Raw genomic sequence first — 17590 nt, forward strand, 5'->3', positions numbered from 1 at the left:
CTATGCTGTTGCTATAACTACTGTTATCTTTTCACTAATTTATTTTTTTTGTACTATTTTGAAGTCAATGTAAAAAAGGTTTTCGGGAAATTTCACTGTCGAGTTTTCTTTGATTTTCATGGATTGCCAACTGTTAGTAGGTAGAAGAGGTGTTTTTACTTCGTCAATTAAAAGATGAATTGGAAGTTGGAAATGAGAAACCGTATTCGTAAAACGATATTTAATTTTTTTACCGCATATTTTTAGCTCTAAAACAGGAACAGTTGTTTCCTGTAAATATTGTTGGAAAAATGGGGCTAAATTATATCCAAATTCATTTGAAAAAAATTGAATAACATCATTGCTTTCAACAATTTTGTGCCGATACGTTACCGCAAAGTTCTTCATAATGGACCACCATTTTTCATCGTCGTCAATCGCATTTCTTAACGTGTTTAATAATTGGGTACCTTTATAATACATATCTGCTGAACCTTCGTTATTGACACCGTATTTTCCTAAAACAGGCGATTTGTTTTCAACGAGTTTCTTTTGTCCATTGATGTATTCAATTGCTTTTTCTTTCCCAAATTGACATTCTACAAAAACCGATTCTGCATAAGTAGTGAATGCTTCGTGAATCCACATATCAGCAATATCGCGCGAAGTAATGCTGTTTCCAAACCATTCATGAGCCGATTCGTGAATGATGATAAAATCGAATTTCATTCCAATTCCAGTCCCTGAACGATCCTTTCCTAAGTATCCTTTTAAGTACTTATTTCCATAAGCTACAGCACTTTGATGTTCCATACCTAAATAGTTGCTTTCTATTAATTTATAGCCATCTTCAGAAAAAGGGTAAGCTCCAAACTTGCTTTCAAAGCAATCCATCATTGGTTTTACTTCTGCAAAATGGATTTTAGCCTTTTCCTCATTTCCACGTAAAACATAATAATCTAAATCCAGTTTATTATGTTTTTCATGAAGATGAACATAATCGCCAATATTCAGTGTAATACTGTAGGAATTGATTGGATTTTTTACTTCCCAATCCCAACGTGTGTATCCGTTATTTAAGTTTAAACTTCCTTTAAATCTTCCGTTTGAAACGTTCATCAAGCCATTAGGAACAGCGACTTTTATTGAAGCGCCTAAATCCGGCTCGTCGCTTTGTGAATCTTTTACAGGATACCATAAACTTGCTCCAGTACCTTGAACGGCAACACAAATCCACGGATTGCCATTGCTGTCTTTTGAAAAGACAAAGCCACCGTCCCAAGGTGCATTTTTTGCAATAATGGGATTTCCTGAATAAAAGAATTCAAGTTTTAAAATAGAATCTGTAATTTTAAGCTGTTTCGGAAAATCTATAAATACGGCGCCAAATTCTCTACGGAATTTTAAATTTTTATTTTCAAAAACGATACGATCCACTTGCATGTTTTCAAATAAATCCAATTGGATTGTACTTGATTCTTGAAGCATTTTGAATGAAATAGTATTTGACCCTGTGATGAATTTCTGTTCAGGATTCACCGTAATATTCAAATCATATTTTTGAACATCAAAGCACATTCTTTCAAATGAAAAACCACCTTGAAGTGAATCTTTTCTAGTGAAATTTTGCGCATTAACAGCATTACTTATTATAAAAAAAAGAATAATCGTGAACCATTTATTTTGCATCCGAATCTTGGTTTTTGATATTGTCTAAAATCCATTTCATTTCAGGATCATTTCCATTTATTTTGTCTTCTAAAGTCGGAATAATTTCGACATCTGGTCGGATTCCATGACCTACTTCTTCAGTTTTATAATGAGCGGCAATTTTCATTAAGCCGACACGCATTTTAACTTTGGAGTTGGGAAGTTCAATAATAGGCATTTGTCCCGCAACTGTTCCGTTAAAAGCGCCACCGGTTTCTTCACCGACAAAGGTGGCTCGTTTTGATCCTTTTAAATTAGATGATATTATAGATGAAGCTGAAAAACTGCCACCGTCAATTAAAACATACATTTCACCTTTGAACCGATTTTCCCGAATTGGTTTCACCTTATTTTCACTTGTATAATAATAGTACTTATCGCCTTCTTTTTTAACTTTCAAATACATAAAGCTAACATAAAATGGATAAACTATTGATTTGAGTACTTTCGTAGTGATTCCGCCGTTAAAATATTCTCTTTTGAGAAAACTCGTTTTCGTCGCGACCTCACTTTTGTCAGCGAAAGCGATTGCAGAATCAGCAACAAATGAATAGAGGTTGTTAATTTCACTCAATCGTCCTCCGGGATTTCCACGTAAATCTAATAGCAGGTATTTTGATTTATTCTCTTTAATTCTTTTAAAAGCGTCTTTATAAAATGGTTCGTAATTACCAATTGAAAATGATTTTATTTTTAAGACAGCCACGGAACTGTCTTTTTCCATAAAACTTAAAGTACGTTGAAATTCCTTTGTCGCGGCATCATAGCCATTCGTGCTGTTGTAAATTATTCTGTTTTTATTTGCGAGTGCAATTTTCTTTTTTTCAGCTTTAGTTTGCTTTTTTACAATGGAATCTTTAGTAATTACTTTTGATTCAGCCATTTTTTTTCTTGTTATCCAAATGTTTTTGATCGAATCATTAAATTTGAATTGATAAAGTAAGCTATCTTTTATACCATTTTCAAAGACGTATAAATTAGAAAATTTTTTAGGTAATTGATGTTTGTAAAAAGTAGTATTGTATCCATCTGAAGTCATCAATTTTCGGTATTTTTTCAAAAGGCGTTCTGTTGAAATGGAGTCAATACTTACAATCTCACTTCCTACAGCAATTGTAGAATCAATCGAATTGTTTTTTTCTACATATAATTTGTCACCAAACATCATGAATTCAAATTGTGAAAATGGACCGATGCCCTTTTTTATTAATTCATTTGCTTCCTTCTTCGACCAAATTTTAGAATTTGGATAAACGCCTAAATGACCTTGTCTGATTTCGTTCAGGACAGGAGTAATTTTAGTGTAAAACTCGTAACTAGTTAGTGGTTTATTTATTGTAGTTTTTAAACTGTCAAATTTAAAATCGAGTTGCTCCTTGGATATGTACCAATATAGAGAAGGATGTAGTTTCTGCAGTTTTAAGTATGCAAAATCAACATCACTTTTTAATTTATCAACCGCAATAGGTTTATTTACTAGACTATTGTGTTTTTTTACTGATGTACAACTCGTGATAAAAAGTAATAAAAGTAGTACTTGAAAAATTAATTTTTTCATTGAATTTCTGATGTATATTAAGAATTTCGAAAGTAATAAATAAATTAGTAATAATTGACTCGTTTTTATAAGCATGTTAAAAGTAAAAAAAACGAATCGTAAAAGGTTAAAAATAGGGAAAGATGTGAAAAACCGAAATAAAAATTGTAAATTTACGATCAGTTAAATGTAAAAATACAATTATGAAAACTGAACACCACAATAAAGAAAAATTGTATAAAACGAAAGTAGTTGAATATCCTTCAGATAGAGAAGAAGAGTTAAACTTTGTATCAGAATTTTCACCTGCTTGGGTAATTTCAAACACTACCAATGCACCACATTTTAAATTAGACTTAATCGATAAAATAAGAGAAGGCGTAAAAAAAACAGATTGGAAACAACTGTTGCAATTTACAAGTTCTACAGAAAAAGAGTTTGAGAATATTTTGCCAGCATCTATATCGAGCATGCAAAAAAATGCGGTGTATAATAAAGAAACTTCTGAACGAATTTATGAATTGGCTCGCTTATTTGGTTTAGGTTACGATGTTTTTGATTCTAAAGCTGACTTTAAAAATTGGTTAATGACACCTTCAAAATCTTTGGGAAATAAAGTTCCTTTTGAATTATTAGACAGTAGTATTGGTTTTGAAATTGTAGAAAATGAAATAGTAAGAATTCAGTATAATGTTTATAGTTAATGATCGTTTACCGAATTGCAAATATAAAATACAAGGACGCTACGCTATCTGGAATTGGTGCTGAAAAAGTAGGAGGAAGGTGGAATGAAGTTGGTACTCGAGCTGTTTATTGTTCTGAAAATATATCATTAGCGTTGCTGGAATATTACGTACATTCCGCAAATATAGCTTATTTACCAAAAGAAATATTGTTAGCTAAAATATATTTCCCAGACGATTTTCCAATAGAAGAACTCATTGATTTACCAGTAAATTGGAGTCAATATCCGTATAATTCTAAAACAACAGAACTATTTACAAATCTTGCAAAGGACCGCAATTTCTTTGCGTTACGCGTTCCTTCTTCTGTAGTTGGTTTAGAATCAAATATCATTCTCAATCCCTTGTACAAAGATTTCGGAAAAGTAGAAATTCTTGACTTTATTAAAATGCCAATTGACGAAAGGTTAACACAAAATCTGCATTAAATCAAATTCTAAAAAAAATGGTTCTCAAATATTTGAGAACCATTTTTATATAAATAGAAGAGAATCTTTACACCTGAATAACACCTAAATTAAATTTCTTTTCAATAGGTGAGTGATTGGCAGCTTCGATTCCCATAGAAATCCAAGTACGCGTTTCTAAAGGATCAATAATCGCATCCGTCCATAATCTTGAAGCAGCATAATAAGGAGAAACTTGTTCGTCGTATCGTGCTTTAATTTTATCAAAAAGTTCTTTTTCTTTGGCTTCATCTACAATCTCTCCTTTTGATTTTAGTGAAGAAGCTTCAATTTGTGCCAACACTTTTGCTGCTTGTGTTCCGCCCATAACGGCTAATTCGGCACTTGGCCAAGCAAAAATTAATCTTGGATCGTATGCTTTTCCGCACATGGCGTAATTTCCAGCACCGTAGGAATTTCCTACAATAACTGTAAATTTTGGAACTACAGAATTAGAAACCGCATTTACCATTTTGGCGCCGTCTTTAATAATTCCGCCTTGTTCTGATTTAGAACCTACCATAAATCCAGTAACATCTTGAACAAAAACCAAAGGTATTTTCTTTTGATTGCAATTCGCAATAAATCGAGTCGCTTTGTCTGCAGAATCGGAATAGATTACACCGCCAAATTGCATTTCGCCTTTTTTAGACTTTACTACTTTTCGTTGATTGGCAACAATTCCAACAGCCCAACCGTCGATTCTTGCATAACCGGTAATTAAACTTTGCCCGTAACCGTCTTTATAGGCTTCAAATTCAGAATTATCGACCAAACGATTGATGATTTCCATCATGTCATATTGTTCATTTCGTGCTTTCGGCAAAATTCCGTAGATTTCTTTTTCATCCATTGCCGGTTTAACCGATTTTACACGACTATAACCTGCTTTGTCGAAATCCCCAATTTTGTCAACGATTTTTTTAATTTTATCTAAAGCATCTTTGTCGTCTTTCGCTTTATAATCAGTAACGCCTGAAATTTCGCAGTGAGTTGTTGCTCCACCAAGTGTTTCGTTATCAATATTTTCACCAATAGCCGCTTTCACTAAATAACTTCCAGCAAGGAAAATACTTCCTGTTTTGTCCACTATTAATGCTTCGTCCGACATGATAGGCAAATAAGCACCTCCGGCAACACAACTTCCCATAACTGCTGAAATTTGGGTAATTCCCATACTACTCATGATGGCATTATTTCTAAAAATACGGCCAAAATGTTCTTTATCCGGGAAAATTTCATCTTGTAAAGGCAAATAAACGCCGGCACTATCTACTAAATATATAATAGGTAACCGGTTTTCCATTGCAATTTCTTGAGCACGTAAGTTTTTCTTTCCTGTAATTGGAAACCAAGCGCCCGCTTTTACGGTAGCATCATTAGCAACAACAATACATTGCTTTCCACTCACATATCCCATTTTTATTACAACTCCACCAGAAGGACAGCCGCCATGTTCGGCATACATGCCTTCTCCTACAAAAGCACCAATCTCAATACTGTCTGTTTTGTCGTCCAATAAATAATCGATTCGCTCGCGAGCCGTCATTTTTCCTTCCGCATGCAATTTTGCAATTCGTTTTTCGCCACCACCTAATTTAACTTTCGAAAATCGGTGCTTCAAGTCGGAAACTAATAATTTATTGTGGTCTTCATTTTTATTGAAATTCAAATCCATAATCGCGTTGTGTGTCTTTTATATTTGTAAACTGAAATATCTAATTTTCCGTTGGCTAAAGTACGAAAACCTTTGAAAATGTGAAAAATATTATCCGAATAGCTTCATTAAATATCAATTAGCGACTTCTTTTTTACGTTTAGTTAATGTTAACTTAACATTGGAGGTTTACTTTTGTCGCTGTAAAACGATCACTATGAACATAAATAGCATTTTCCAGTTTTTTGTACCGAAAGATAAAAAATTCTTTCCCTTTTTTGAACAAGCAACGAGTAATTTGATTTTGATGGCTACAACACTACATGAAGTGGTAAATTTACCAGTTGCGGAACGGAATGATTTGTTTCAAAAAATTGAAGAACTAGAACAAATAGGAGAGGACATTGCTCGACAAATTAATTTGGAATTGAGTAGTAACTTTATCACTCCGTTTGACCGCGAAGATATTTACTCATTAAGCACTGCTATTGATAATATTGCTGGAAATATTCACGGCGCTTCGAACAGAATGAAGTTATATCAAGTGGATAAAATCACGAAATCCATTCGAAAATTAACGGAAATTAATTTAGAGGCGTGTCACCAAATTGACATTGCGGTTCGCGAATTGCGTAATTTGAAAAAAATTAAAAATATTACGGACGCTTGCGCGAAAATTAATAAGTTAGAAAATAAATCGGATACCGTTTATGATAAAGCGGTTGCCGATCTTTTTGAGAATGAAACGGATGCTAAAAACATCATTAAATATAAGGAAGTATTGTCTACACTAGAAACGGCAGCTGACAAATGTAAAAGTGCAGCCAATGTTTTAGAATCAATTGCTGTAAAACATTCTTAATCATTTTCGGAGTTTCAATCTCAAAAGACGTATATGACTTTACTTATAATTATTATTATTCTTGCTTTAATTTTTGACTACATCAATGGTTTTCACGATGCAGCAAACTCCATTGCAACGATTGTAGCTACGAAAGTACTAACTCCGTTTCAAGCTGTAGTTTGGGCCGCTTTTTTTAACTTTGTGGCTTACTTTATTTCGAAATATTGGATCGGTGAATTCAAAATTGGAAACACCATTGCTAAATCAGTCAACGAAAACTTTATCACTTTAGAAGTAATTCTTGCAGGACTTATAGCAGCCATCATTTGGAATTTAGCAACATGGAAATTAGGAATTCCTTCTTCTTCTTCGCACACCTTACTAGGTGGATTTATGGGAGCTGCATTGGCTCATGCCGGAGCTTTGGCTGTTAATGGAGTGGATGTGGTAAATTATGTGAAGGTAATTCCAATTATCGCCTTTATCTTTTTGGCACCCTTAATAGGTATGATTATGGCCTATTTTATTACAATCTTGATTATGAATATTTGCCGAAAGGCCAATCCCAGTAAAGCAGATAAGTGGTTTAAAAGATTACAACTTGTTTCATCAGCCCTTTTTAGTTTAGGTCATGGTGCAAATGATGCTCAGAAAGTAATGGGAATTATTGGTGCAGCCGTAATTTATTACCATTTAAAAATTGACTTTGATCCCAATTATGTAAATGCTGAGGATACTTTTAAATATTTTGTAGATGATTATGCGTGGGTTCCTTTTGTCAGTTTTACGGTTATTGCTGCTGGAACAATGAGTGGTGGATGGAAAATTGTAAAAACCATGGGTTCAAAAATTACAAAAGTAACTTCATTAGAAGGAGTGAGTGCGGAAACTGCGGGAGCTGTTACTTTATTTTTATCCGAACATTTCGGAATTCCTGTTTCTACAACACATACTATTACGGGTAGTATTATTGGGGTTGGAATTACAAAAAGAGTTTCAGCAGTACGCTGGGGCGTTACGATTAACTTGCTTTGGGCTTGGGTTTTAACTATTCCGGTTTCGGCATTAATCGCGGCATTTATTTACTATATTGTCACATTGTTTTAAAATAAAAAATTATTTATACGTAAAGTCCAATTGAAAAATTGGACTTTTTTTATGCATTTAAGTTTCTTATATTTGAATTACACCTGTAAAATTATAGTTATGACCAAAGTTTACAAATCGAAAATTGGGATTGAGATTATTTTAATTCTGGGGGTGACTTTTGGATCTGTTGGTGTTGCAATGGTAATGTATGGGGATCATTCACCGCTACTAATTAACTTATTAATTGTTGCTTTCATTGGTTATATATTTTGGAAAACGGAGTATACAATTACGGGATCGAATTTAAATGTAAAATGCAGTTTTTTAATTAATCAGGATATCGAAATTTCTTCTATTCGCCGCATAAAAGAAACTTATAATCCGATGAGTGCTCCAGCAGAATCAATTGATCGATTAGAACTTATCTATAATGATTCTGACAGCGTAGTTATTTCACCAAAGAAAAAGAAAGAATTTATTACACATTTACTAAAAATAAATCCCAAAATTCATGTGGTGATGAGAAGCGATTTATAACAAAAAAGCATTTCGAATTGAAATGCTTTTTTGCTTTATCTTTTAGTTTTTAATTATTTTTATTGCTTTTTCTTCTTGAGACGTATTTTTTACTTTTAAAATATAAATTCCGTTTGGCAAACCTCGGACATCAATTTCGGTTAACGTTGTATTAGGTTGTATTTTTCGAACCATTTGACCGTATAAATTATATAATTCAGCACTTAATAATTCTGTATTTGATGCAATGTGAAGGGTTGTTTGTACCGGATTTGGATAAGCTGTAAATTTGATATTCGTTTCAGGATTAGCAATTTTTAAAGTTTCCTGTGCTTCGATTGCAAAATTATTAAAGTTTACTTTATTACCTTCTGACAAAAACATATTATCACCATCAAATCTGATTCTGAATTGAAATTGTGCTTGATTATTTACCTCTAAAATTGAACTCAAATCTATTGCTATCGCTTGATATTCTTGGGTAATTTGCGCTATTGGGTTTGCAATTCCAGTAGTAATCCAATCACTTCCACTCCAATAATCAAATAGAAGCGAACTTGCTGCTCCACTATTTTCAACTGCAAAAGAAATTTTTATCTGTTCTAAATCAGTTGTAGGAAAAACGAGACGAATTGCATTTTCTAATGTTCCAAATTTAAAGGGTTGTTTAATTTGTATACCCTTCATAGCATCGCTATCGTAAGGAAGGTTATCGTTTGCGGTAGGAAAATAATTAACTGCTGTTGGCGAATTTTTCCGTTCCATAGAAGCTTTCCGCCAATTTGGATGCGTACTGGTAAATGGATAACCGGATAAACATGAATCAAACAGTAAAGATGCTGTCAAGCTATTTGCGGAGTAAGTAGAATTTAGATTTGACAATGGTACGTTATTCGGAATAGAGCCATCCATAAACCAGAAATATGTAACGGCTACATTACTAACATCTGGGACAAAATTAGCTTGAATTTGTTTATTAGTTTCAGGTGAAAAAACAATCTCTGAATCTGTTCCGGAATAATCTCCAGACCAGTGCGAAAAGATAAATCCTGGTGCCGCTTTTGCTGCTAATTTTACTGGAATACCTTTAAAATAAGTTCCGGTCCATGGATATGGATTTTGAGTAATACCTGGAGTTGTAGCAGTAATGTCAATCGTGTTCATTTTTATTATTCCAGCATCGCTGCTTGACAAGCTAAGCACAATATCTACAGTGTTAGCAATGTTAAAAAAAGTATTAATTGCATTTCGCTGAACTGTCGGTTGATTTGTTCCCCAATTTATTAGCTTTGTTTTGTTACTTGCTGTATAAAAATTTGTAGCAGGAGTCCGATTAAAATTTTCGGCAAGATAAGGAGTGACTTCTTCGTAGGTTTTATTCACGACTGATAGAAAATTTGATGTAGTGAATGCGGAATTTAGCATGTCTGCAAATCGATTTATAAACTGCTTTTTAAAATTTTCATTAGCTAATAAATTGGCAAACAAAGCCTCATTAGGTGAACCTGAAATTGTTCCCCAATGTTGCAGCCAATCCGTTCCTGAAGTTAATGCAGGTTCAAAATCCTGAATAGTTGTTCGCCATTTTCCGTCTCCATAATCGTTATTTTCTGGCACTTTAGCTTTCCAAAATTTGTGTTCATATCCATTTGTGCCTGAATAAATCTGTAAAACCATGTGATCAATAAAGGAAGTAATGTCTAACTGATTTGCAGCAATTGCATAGAATGTTTCATTAGCCATATCATTCGCAATAATATAATTTCTTAAATTGTTATAATCGCTGTAATCTTCGCTAAGTCCTTCATCAAGTTCACAATTGTTTCCGCCACAACTTACTTGAACAATATTATCTTTATTTAAATTAAAATTATAAGCATAGTGGTATTTGTCAAATCGATCTCTAATCGTAGAGAGGCCCCAAAATTCACCATTTAAAAATTGTATAACAGGTTGAATTCTTGTAACACCATTATAGAAAGGTTGCATTATTCGATTGAAAACTACATCATAAGTAACTGCTCCACCCGAACCATTTGGCCGTAATAATATTCTTTTATACTTATTATTTGTTGCATTTGGCGCGTCAAAAATGGGAATAGTAAATAAATTGTGCTGAAAATAATCATTTTCGTCGTAGTCTGTATCGGCATACAGACGCATACTTTTTACTAAATAGGTTCTAGAATTATTTCCGTGAATCCTATATCCTGCATTTTGGCTCAGTACTGAATTTGAGTTATTAAAAATCTGTACATTCATTGGATATTCCCATGTACTCGATTTACGAGCATAATTGCACCATTCAGGTCTGTAATATTGATTATTAGTAGGGTTTTCAAGACGCCATGTATCAAAATCAACACCAGCGGTATACGTTCCCAAGTTATAATCAAATAAATTATTTTCTTGTGTTTGTAAAGAAACTACGGGTAAATTGTATGGATTTCCGTTAGACCAAACAAAATACGTTTTTGAAATAGTTTTAGAAGGAATACCATTTACGTATGATTTTGCTTTTAAAATCATCGCTTTTCGAAGAGGAACTAATGGAACATAAATAGTATGTTGTCTTGTATTTTTAGTACCTAATTTATCGGGTTGTGCAGATTTATCAACAATATTTATAGGAGAACTATATTGAAAAGATTTATAAATTTCAGATAGGAAAGGTCCAGGTAAATCGCCTATTTCAGTCTGATACACATTTTTATATTGAAAAGTGGTTCCAGATAAATTATTGATATCAGGATCCGAACCATCTAAAGTATAAATAATTGTAGCATTTGGGTTCGGATGGGAAAGGGTTAAATCAAATGCTTCTGTAAAAAAACCAGAATCTTGTGAAAACAGAGGTGGAACTAACAAATCAGTTAAGCCTAAACCACCATTAGTCGCGTTAGGTGTAGATTCATAAAAATAATACCATAGTCCAGTCCCATCAGGTTGACGGCCATAAGAAACATCAGAAGGCAATGCAACTGAAGGCGACTGACTTACTAAAACTTCATTTAGATTTGTTAATCGAATTTCTTCACCTCCCGAACCAATTTTAAAATTAGTATGCAATGGTTGGCCAATAATTTTTCGGTTTTTATCAGAGGCCCAAACTAGAAGATAAGTATTAGGATTTAAAACGACGTTTGGAAATGTCCATTTAAAAGGAAAGGCTGCATCATCCGTTAAACCAAAACCCTCTAAATTAATGGATTCAGTTCCATAATTATACAATTCAATCCAATCGGAAGGACTATCATCTTCATCTAAAATTGTAGTATTATTAGAAGACATCACTTCGTTTATCGCAATATTTTGCGAGAAAATCGACAAATTAAAAAACAGAAGGATTGCTAAAAAATTTAATTTCGAAGAGTAAATTTTTCTCATGGTATATAATATTTTAATTAAATAATATTATAAAGAAAAATTAAATTGTTATAACATTACAACTTATCCGACGAAAGGTATCATTTAATCGTTTAAATGCATTTATATTAAATTTTTAGAAGTAACTTTTAAAAAAGCACTTCAACATTTTTTATAACAAGTCTTAAATTACTAGTATAAAAATAATTAATTTGCGAATAGAAATAGTATTCATGCGACTATTCCTTTTTCTGACTTGATTCGCGTACTAATCGTTTCAAAATGGCCCATTGCTTCAATGCATCTCGAGCATCAATTGCGGGATAACCCAAAACGACTTTTCCAGCAGGAATATCTCCAGTTACGCCTGAACCAGCGCCAACTGTTGCTCCATCGCCAATAGTAGTATGGTCTTTTATAGAAGCGCTTCCGCCAATGATTACGCCGTTTCCTAATGTTACTGAGCCGGCTAAACCACTGTTTCCTGCCATAATGCAATATTTTCCTAAAATCGAATTGTGGCCAATTTGAACTAAATTGTCAATTTTACATCCGTCGCCGATAATTGTCGAACTAAATTTACCTCGATCCACACAACTATTCGCACCAATTTCAACCCAATTTCCAATAACTACGTTCCCAATTTGCGGGATTTTCGCCAATCCTCTTTCCGGACAAGGTCGGAACCCAAAACCATCTGCACCAATTGTTGCATTGGGATGAATTATACAATCCGTCCCGATATGACAACGTTCTCGAACTACAGTTCCGGACCAAATTACGGTTCGTTCACCAACAGTCGATTCATCCAAAATAGTAACATTCGGATAAATTCGTGCGTTTGCACCAATGGTTGCTTTTGGACCAACATAAACATTGGCGCCAATCTCTGCATTTTCACCAATAATTGCCGAAGCATCAATAACCGCGGTTGGATGTATATTTTGACGAAATAGAGGAGGAGCTTCCGCGAAAAGTTCTAAAACTTGGCACAGCGCTAAATCTGCATTTTTCACTTTAATAAAAGCACGATTTTCACCCGGTTCAATTGCAATATCTTCATTGACAATTGCCACAGATGCATTTGAGGAATTCCACAGACGCTCATACTTTTTATTTCCTATAAACGAAATTTCGCTTAATTTCGCGTTTTCCAATTGTTGTGGAGCCGTTATTAAATGATCAGTGGAACCAACAAGTGTTCCCTTTATTATATCATTAATTTCTGCTAGTGAAAACGATTTTGATTGCATTGATACATTAGTTTATAAAGTAGAAAACAAATAAAGTATTTTAATCTTGTTTTACAAAGCGTAACCTTCAAATATTATAATCTTATCGAATTTTTTAACAAATTAATTTAAGTTAAATGGTATATTTTCGCGGATTATATGCTTGCATAGTAAATTTACCAAAATCAAATAAAAAATCTATGAGAATTTTGTTAATGTTTCTGTTTCTACCTTTATTTTGTTACCCTCAAAAACAGTCGTTATTTTTAAAGGAAAATCGTAAAAGAACGATGAGTGAACGTTGGGAATTGGATTCCATTGATAAGAGAGGGACATTTCTCCTTTCTCCTTATAAACCTGTGTATGTATTGCCGACTCGATGGTCTTCGAAACCAAATGAACAACCATACTCCGGAAATGGCTATCCGGATTACATCGCTGAACCAGGTGTAGACTACAATAATATTGAAACTAAATTTCAGTTGAGTTTCAAAGTGAAAGTGTTGGAGAAAGTGTTGTGGGGTAAAGCAGATGTTTGGGTTGCTTATACGCAGAAATCGCATTGGCAACTTTATAATAACGAGTTGTCAAGACCTTTTCGAGAAATTAATTATGAACCGGAAGTCATCTTAAATTTCCCCGTTAACTTTAGTATTTTAGGCGTTGATGCTAAAATGTTTGGTGTGGCGTTCAATCACGAGTCCAATGGAAAAAGTTTGCCTTTTTCAAGAAGTTGGAACCGTATTATTTTCCACGCCGGATTTGAAAGTGGCGACTGGAGTTTCTATATTCGACCGTGGCTGAAGCTTCGTGCAGAAAAAGATGAAAATCCTGACATCAATAAATACATTGGGAAAGCGGATGTCAACGTGATTTATACCACTAATGGAAATGTTTTTTCGTTCATCGGAAGCCACAATTTACAATTTGACAGAACGCTTCGCGGAGCGGGAACTTTTTCTTGGTCGTATCCCATTCAAGGAAATTTAAAAGCACAATTGCAAATTTCGCACGGGTTTGGCGAAACCTTGATTGATTATAACAATTTGCAAACAACTATAGGAGTTGGTATTTCGTTAGTAGAGTGGTTGTAAAAATGATTTACAACTAATATCAAAAATTGTATTAAAATATTTTGACAAAGAAAGGGCTTATATCTTGCTTGCCAAAGTACTGCATTCATACACTTAACTTTATAATGCTAGTTAATTGTATGATTTTCTTAAAGTAATTTTTCACACGTATTATTTACTGTAAATCCCTACTAATTGTAATTTTCAAAAGACATTAGCCGATCAAAAATTAACTCCTTTTGTAAATTTTACCGATTACCTGGGAATTTAAAAGGAATGGAATACGAAACATCGATAAATTCACCGTCGTAACTAGCAGGATTCCATTTTGCAGATTTTTTTATAATATTTATTATATGATTGCTTAAATATGTGTCGTCAATATCTTTGTAAATAAAAACATCTGTAATAATCCCTGATTTATCAATCATGATATTTAAGTACATTTCACCCGATTTATGAATGTTGACCTTTTTAATGTTTTGATAGATGTAATTATAAAAATTTTTCATTCCGCCAGGATAATCTGCCCTGACTGATAGAGGATAATATTCAACTAAATTATTTTTTTCATCGTAGCACGTTCCGCTTATCCACTTGTCATTTTTATAAACATCAACTCTTTTTAAATTTCCACTTTCCCAATATCTGACCGATTGTCCATTCTTTTTATTTTGAACGTAATTGACTTGTGTTAAAACATTTCCACTTGGATAAAGCTCTTCCGTAATACCGTCTAAAATTTCTTTTGATAAACTAGAATACCGCTCATACTTTCGAACTTTTCCATTAAGATCATAATAAATTAAATTATTCTTGTCAATAGTCTTATCATATTCAGTAAAACTATAGAATGCAGCTACATCTAAATATTTAGTTTTATAAAATGTTTTGTCATAATACCTGTACGGAATAGTATCTTGACCAAAAAAATGGACTGTAAAAAAAAATAAAAAGGCTATCAACGTGTTTTTCATATCAATTTTAAATAATGAAATCCTGCAAAATTAATTTCTCGCAGGATTCTATTTTATTCTTCTTCTTTTTGTCCCATCATCATCAAATAAGCTTTCAAAAACTCATCAAGTTCGCCGTTTAAAACATCGTCCACATTACTTGTTTCATGTTGACTTCTAACATCCTTAATCAATTTATAAGGATGCAAAACGTAATTCCGAATTTGCGAACCCCATTCAATTTTCATCTTATCAGCTTCGATATCGGCACGTTGTGCCATTTGTTTTTTCAACTCAATTTCAAACAATTGCGAACGCAACATCTGCATCGCTCGTTGTCGGTTATCTTGTTGCGAACGCGTTTCTGAACACTGAATCTGAATGCCCGAAGGTTTGTGAAACAGTTGGACTTTTGTCTCTACTTTATTCACATTTTGACCTCCAGCACCACTCGAACGAGACGTTATAATCTCAATATCGGCGGGATTTATGTCAATCTCGATCGTGTCGTCCACTAACGGATAAACATAAACGGATGCGAAAGACGTGTGTCTTTTTCCGTTACTGTCGAAAGGAGAAATTCGGACTAATCGGTGTACGCCATTTTCACCTTTCAAATAACCAAAGGCAAAATCACCTTCAATTTCTAAGGTCACAGTTTTAATTCCCGCAACATCGCCTTCTTGAAAGTTCAATTCCTTGATTTTATAGCCGCTTTTTTCAGCCCACATCATGTACATTCGCATCAACATTGAGGCCCAATCGCAACTTTCCGTTCCACCAGCACCCGCTGTAATTTGCAAAACCGCACTCATATTATCACCTTCTTCCGAAAGCATATTTCTGAATTCTAAATTCTCCAAATGTGAGTTGGTCAATTCGTATTGCTCGTCAACTTCCTCTTCGGTCAATTCGCCTTCCTTGTAGAACTCGTAAGCCAATTGCAACTCATCACCAAGCAACACCGCTTTGTCGTAGTCTTCAATCCACTTCTTTTTAGAACGCAAAACTTTGATGTATGCCTCCGCTTCTCTCGCATTGTTCCAAAAATCGGGAGCCAATGTTTTTTCTTCCTCGTTGGTAATTTCGATTATCTTCTTATCGACGTCAAAGATACCTCCTCAACGCACCAAGACGCTCTACAATACCTTTAATTTGTTCGGTATTTGTCATAAATTAGTTTTATTTTTGTGAAGAATTTGGAGCTCATCCCGCTATCCGTTTCAATCTTTTTGTTCTTAAAGAAAGAACAAAAAGGATTTCTCTTCTATCGGGGCTAAAAAAGTATCCGTAATTCATCAAATTTAAATACAAAAATAAGACATCCTTTTCAATATATGGAAATAAATTTAGTAAGCGACACGGTAACAAAACCAACACCCGAAATGCTTCGGTATATGTTTCAAGCTCAAGTAGGTGACGACGTATACAAACAAGACCCAACCGTTATTGCACTTGAAAGTATGGTCGCTCAAATCTTCGGAATGGAAGCGGCACTCTTTTTTCCGTCGGGAACCATGGCAAATCAGACCGCAATAAAATTACATACACAACCCGGCGAACAATTGATCGCCGACAAATACGCACACGTTTACAATTACGAAGGCGGTGGTGCATCGTTCAATTCGGGCGTTTCGTGCTGTTTGCTTGACGGCGATCGTGGAATGATTACTGCTGAACAAGTTGCAGGAGCAATCAACAATCCCGAGTTTTATCACAGTCCTTTGACGAGTTTAGTTTGCGTGGAAAACACGACCAACAAAGGAGGAGGAGCTTGCTATGATTTTGAAGAGTTCAAGCGCATCCGTAAGGTTTGTGACGAAAATAACTTGAAATTCCACATGGATGGAGCCCGAATTTGGAACGCGTTAGTCCACAACAAAGAAAACCCAACTGAATATGGAAAAGTATTCGACACCATATCTGTTTGTTTGTCAAAAGGTTTGGGAGCGCCAATAGGTTCACTTTTAGTAAGCGATAAAGCAACAATTAAACGTGCTTTACGAATTCGTAAAATTCTAGGTGGCGGCATGCGACAAGTGGGTTATTTAGCTGCAGCCGGAATTTACGCCTTGCAAAATAACGTAAATAGGTTAGTCGACGATCATCGACGTGCGAAGGAATTAGGCGACCTTCTGGAAAAACTACCGTGGGTTGAAAAAGTAGAGCCTGTTGAAACTAATATTCTTATTTTCTCTCTTAAAAAAGGCTTTGACGAAAACTTATTAATTGAAAAGTTAAAACAAAAAAGTATTTTCATCAGTTCAATGGGACCAGGGAAGCTGCGAATTGTAACCCATTTGGATTATAAAGAAGTCATGCATAATTATGTATTAGATACGTTACAGAAGTTGCAGTAAAAAATATTATATTTTTCTAAAAAATAGTTTTTGCATAAACAAACTTCTATTGTCACGGAATTTATTTCAAATCTAAAGTTAG

At 34.0% G+C, this 17590-nt stretch carries 14 protein-coding genes; 7 read left to right on the top strand and 7 right to left on the bottom strand.

The window, feature by feature from the left end; all coding sequences use genetic code 11:
* Nucleotides 1-39 precede the first annotated feature (39 nt).
* Together YWA_RS0103435 and YWA_RS0103440 are read right to left on the bottom strand one after the other, a co-directional pair.
* Nucleotides 40-1668, bottom strand: a complete 1629-nt coding sequence (locus YWA_RS0103435; RefSeq protein ID WP_022827095.1) for a M1 family metallopeptidase — start codon at nt 1666-1668, stop codon at nt 40-42.
* Nucleotides 1658-3247, bottom strand: a complete 1590-nt coding sequence (locus tag YWA_RS0103440; protein ID WP_026718546.1) for a S41 family peptidase — start codon at nt 3245-3247, stop codon at nt 1658-1660. Before YWA_RS0103440 ends, YWA_RS0103435 begins: the two co-directional genes overlap by 11 nt.
* A 182-nt stretch (nt 3248-3429) precedes the next feature.
* Here YWA_RS0103440 and YWA_RS0103445 point away from each other — a divergent pair, with 182 nt between their 5' ends.
* Nucleotides 3430-3930 (top strand): antitoxin Xre/MbcA/ParS toxin-binding domain-containing protein, encoded by a 501-nt coding sequence (locus YWA_RS0103445; protein ID WP_022827097.1) that lies wholly within the window; start codon nt 3430-3432, stop codon nt 3928-3930.
* Nucleotides 3930-4397, top strand: a complete 468-nt coding sequence (locus YWA_RS0103450; protein ID WP_022827098.1) for an RES family NAD+ phosphorylase — start codon at nt 3930-3932, stop codon at nt 4395-4397. Before YWA_RS0103445 ends, YWA_RS0103450 begins: the two co-directional genes overlap by 1 nt.
* Before the next feature lie 67 nt (nt 4398-4464).
* On the opposite strand, the gene YWA_RS0103455 is transcribed toward YWA_RS0103450, so the two are convergent.
* Nucleotides 4465-6093 carry an acyl-CoA carboxylase subunit beta gene (locus YWA_RS0103455; RefSeq protein WP_022827099.1) on the bottom strand — a complete coding sequence of 543 codons (1629 nt, stop codon included), beginning with the start codon at nt 6091-6093 and terminating at the stop codon, nt 4465-4467.
* Between the two features lie 196 nt (nt 6094-6289).
* Between YWA_RS0103455 and YWA_RS0103460 the strand changes: the two genes are divergently transcribed.
* The 3 genes from YWA_RS0103460 (at nt 6290) to YWA_RS0103470 (ending at nt 8542) form a co-directional block, all read left to right on the top strand.
* Nucleotides 6290-6934 carry a DUF47 domain-containing protein gene (locus YWA_RS0103460; RefSeq protein WP_022827100.1) on the top strand — a complete coding sequence of 215 codons (645 nt, stop codon included), beginning with the start codon at nt 6290-6292 and terminating at the stop codon, nt 6932-6934.
* Between the two features lie 33 nt (nt 6935-6967).
* Nucleotides 6968-8023 (top strand): inorganic phosphate transporter, encoded by a 1056-nt coding sequence (locus YWA_RS0103465; RefSeq protein WP_022827101.1) that lies wholly within the window; start codon nt 6968-6970, stop codon nt 8021-8023.
* A 99-nt stretch (nt 8024-8122) separates the two neighbouring features.
* Entirely contained in the window at nt 8123-8542 is a 420-nt protein-coding gene (locus YWA_RS0103470) for a PH domain-containing protein (RefSeq protein WP_022827102.1), read from the top strand.
* A gap of 42 nt (nt 8543-8584) precedes the next feature.
* On the opposite strand, the gene YWA_RS0103475 is transcribed toward YWA_RS0103470, so the two are convergent.
* Both YWA_RS0103475 and lpxD read right to left on the bottom strand, forming a co-directional pair.
* Nucleotides 8585-11908: a CotH kinase family protein gene (locus YWA_RS0103475; RefSeq protein ID WP_022827103.1), complete on the bottom strand. Its 3324-nt coding sequence runs from the start codon at nt 11906-11908 to the stop codon at nt 8585-8587.
* A gap of 218 nt (nt 11909-12126) precedes the next feature.
* A complete protein-coding gene (gene lpxD / locus YWA_RS0103480; RefSeq protein ID WP_022827104.1) occupies nt 12127-13140 on the bottom strand; it encodes a UDP-3-O-(3-hydroxymyristoyl)glucosamine N-acyltransferase in 1014 nt (337 codons plus the stop codon).
* Nucleotides 13141-13319: 179 nt separating this feature from the next.
* Here lpxD and YWA_RS0103485 point away from each other — a divergent pair, with 179 nt between their 5' ends.
* A complete protein-coding gene (locus tag YWA_RS0103485; RefSeq protein ID WP_026718548.1) occupies nt 13320-14213 on the top strand; it encodes a phospholipase A in 894 nt (297 codons plus the stop codon).
* A gap of 227 nt (nt 14214-14440) precedes the next feature.
* Here YWA_RS0103485 and YWA_RS0103490 read toward each other — a convergent pair whose 3' ends face one another.
* Together YWA_RS0103490 and prfB are read right to left on the bottom strand one after the other, a co-directional pair.
* On the bottom strand, nt 14441-15169 hold the full coding sequence (locus YWA_RS0103490) for an energy transducer TonB (protein WP_022827106.1): 729 nt from the start codon (nt 15167-15169) through the stop codon (nt 14441-14443).
* 53 nt (nt 15170-15222) lie between these two features.
* Nucleotides 15223-16321, bottom strand: a protein-coding gene (gene prfB / locus YWA_RS0103495) for a peptide chain release factor 2 (RefSeq protein WP_157505293.1) whose coding sequence is annotated in 2 segments (ribosomal slippage) — nt 15223-16257 and nt 16259-16321 — 1098 coding nt in all. Because the reading frame shifts where the segments join, the coding sequence is not laid out codon by codon here.
* Between the two features lie 164 nt (nt 16322-16485).
* On the opposite strand from prfB, the gene YWA_RS0103500 reads away from it, so the two are divergent.
* Nucleotides 16486-17508 carry a threonine aldolase family protein gene (locus YWA_RS0103500; RefSeq protein WP_022827108.1) on the top strand — a complete coding sequence of 341 codons (1023 nt, stop codon included), beginning with the start codon at nt 16486-16488 and terminating at the stop codon, nt 17506-17508.
* Nucleotides 17509-17590 lie beyond the last annotated feature (82 nt).

This window comes from Flavobacterium antarcticum DSM 19726 (genome assembly GCF_000419685.1).
Taxonomy (GTDB): Bacteria; Bacteroidota; Bacteroidia; order Flavobacteriales; family Flavobacteriaceae; genus Flavobacterium; species Flavobacterium antarcticum.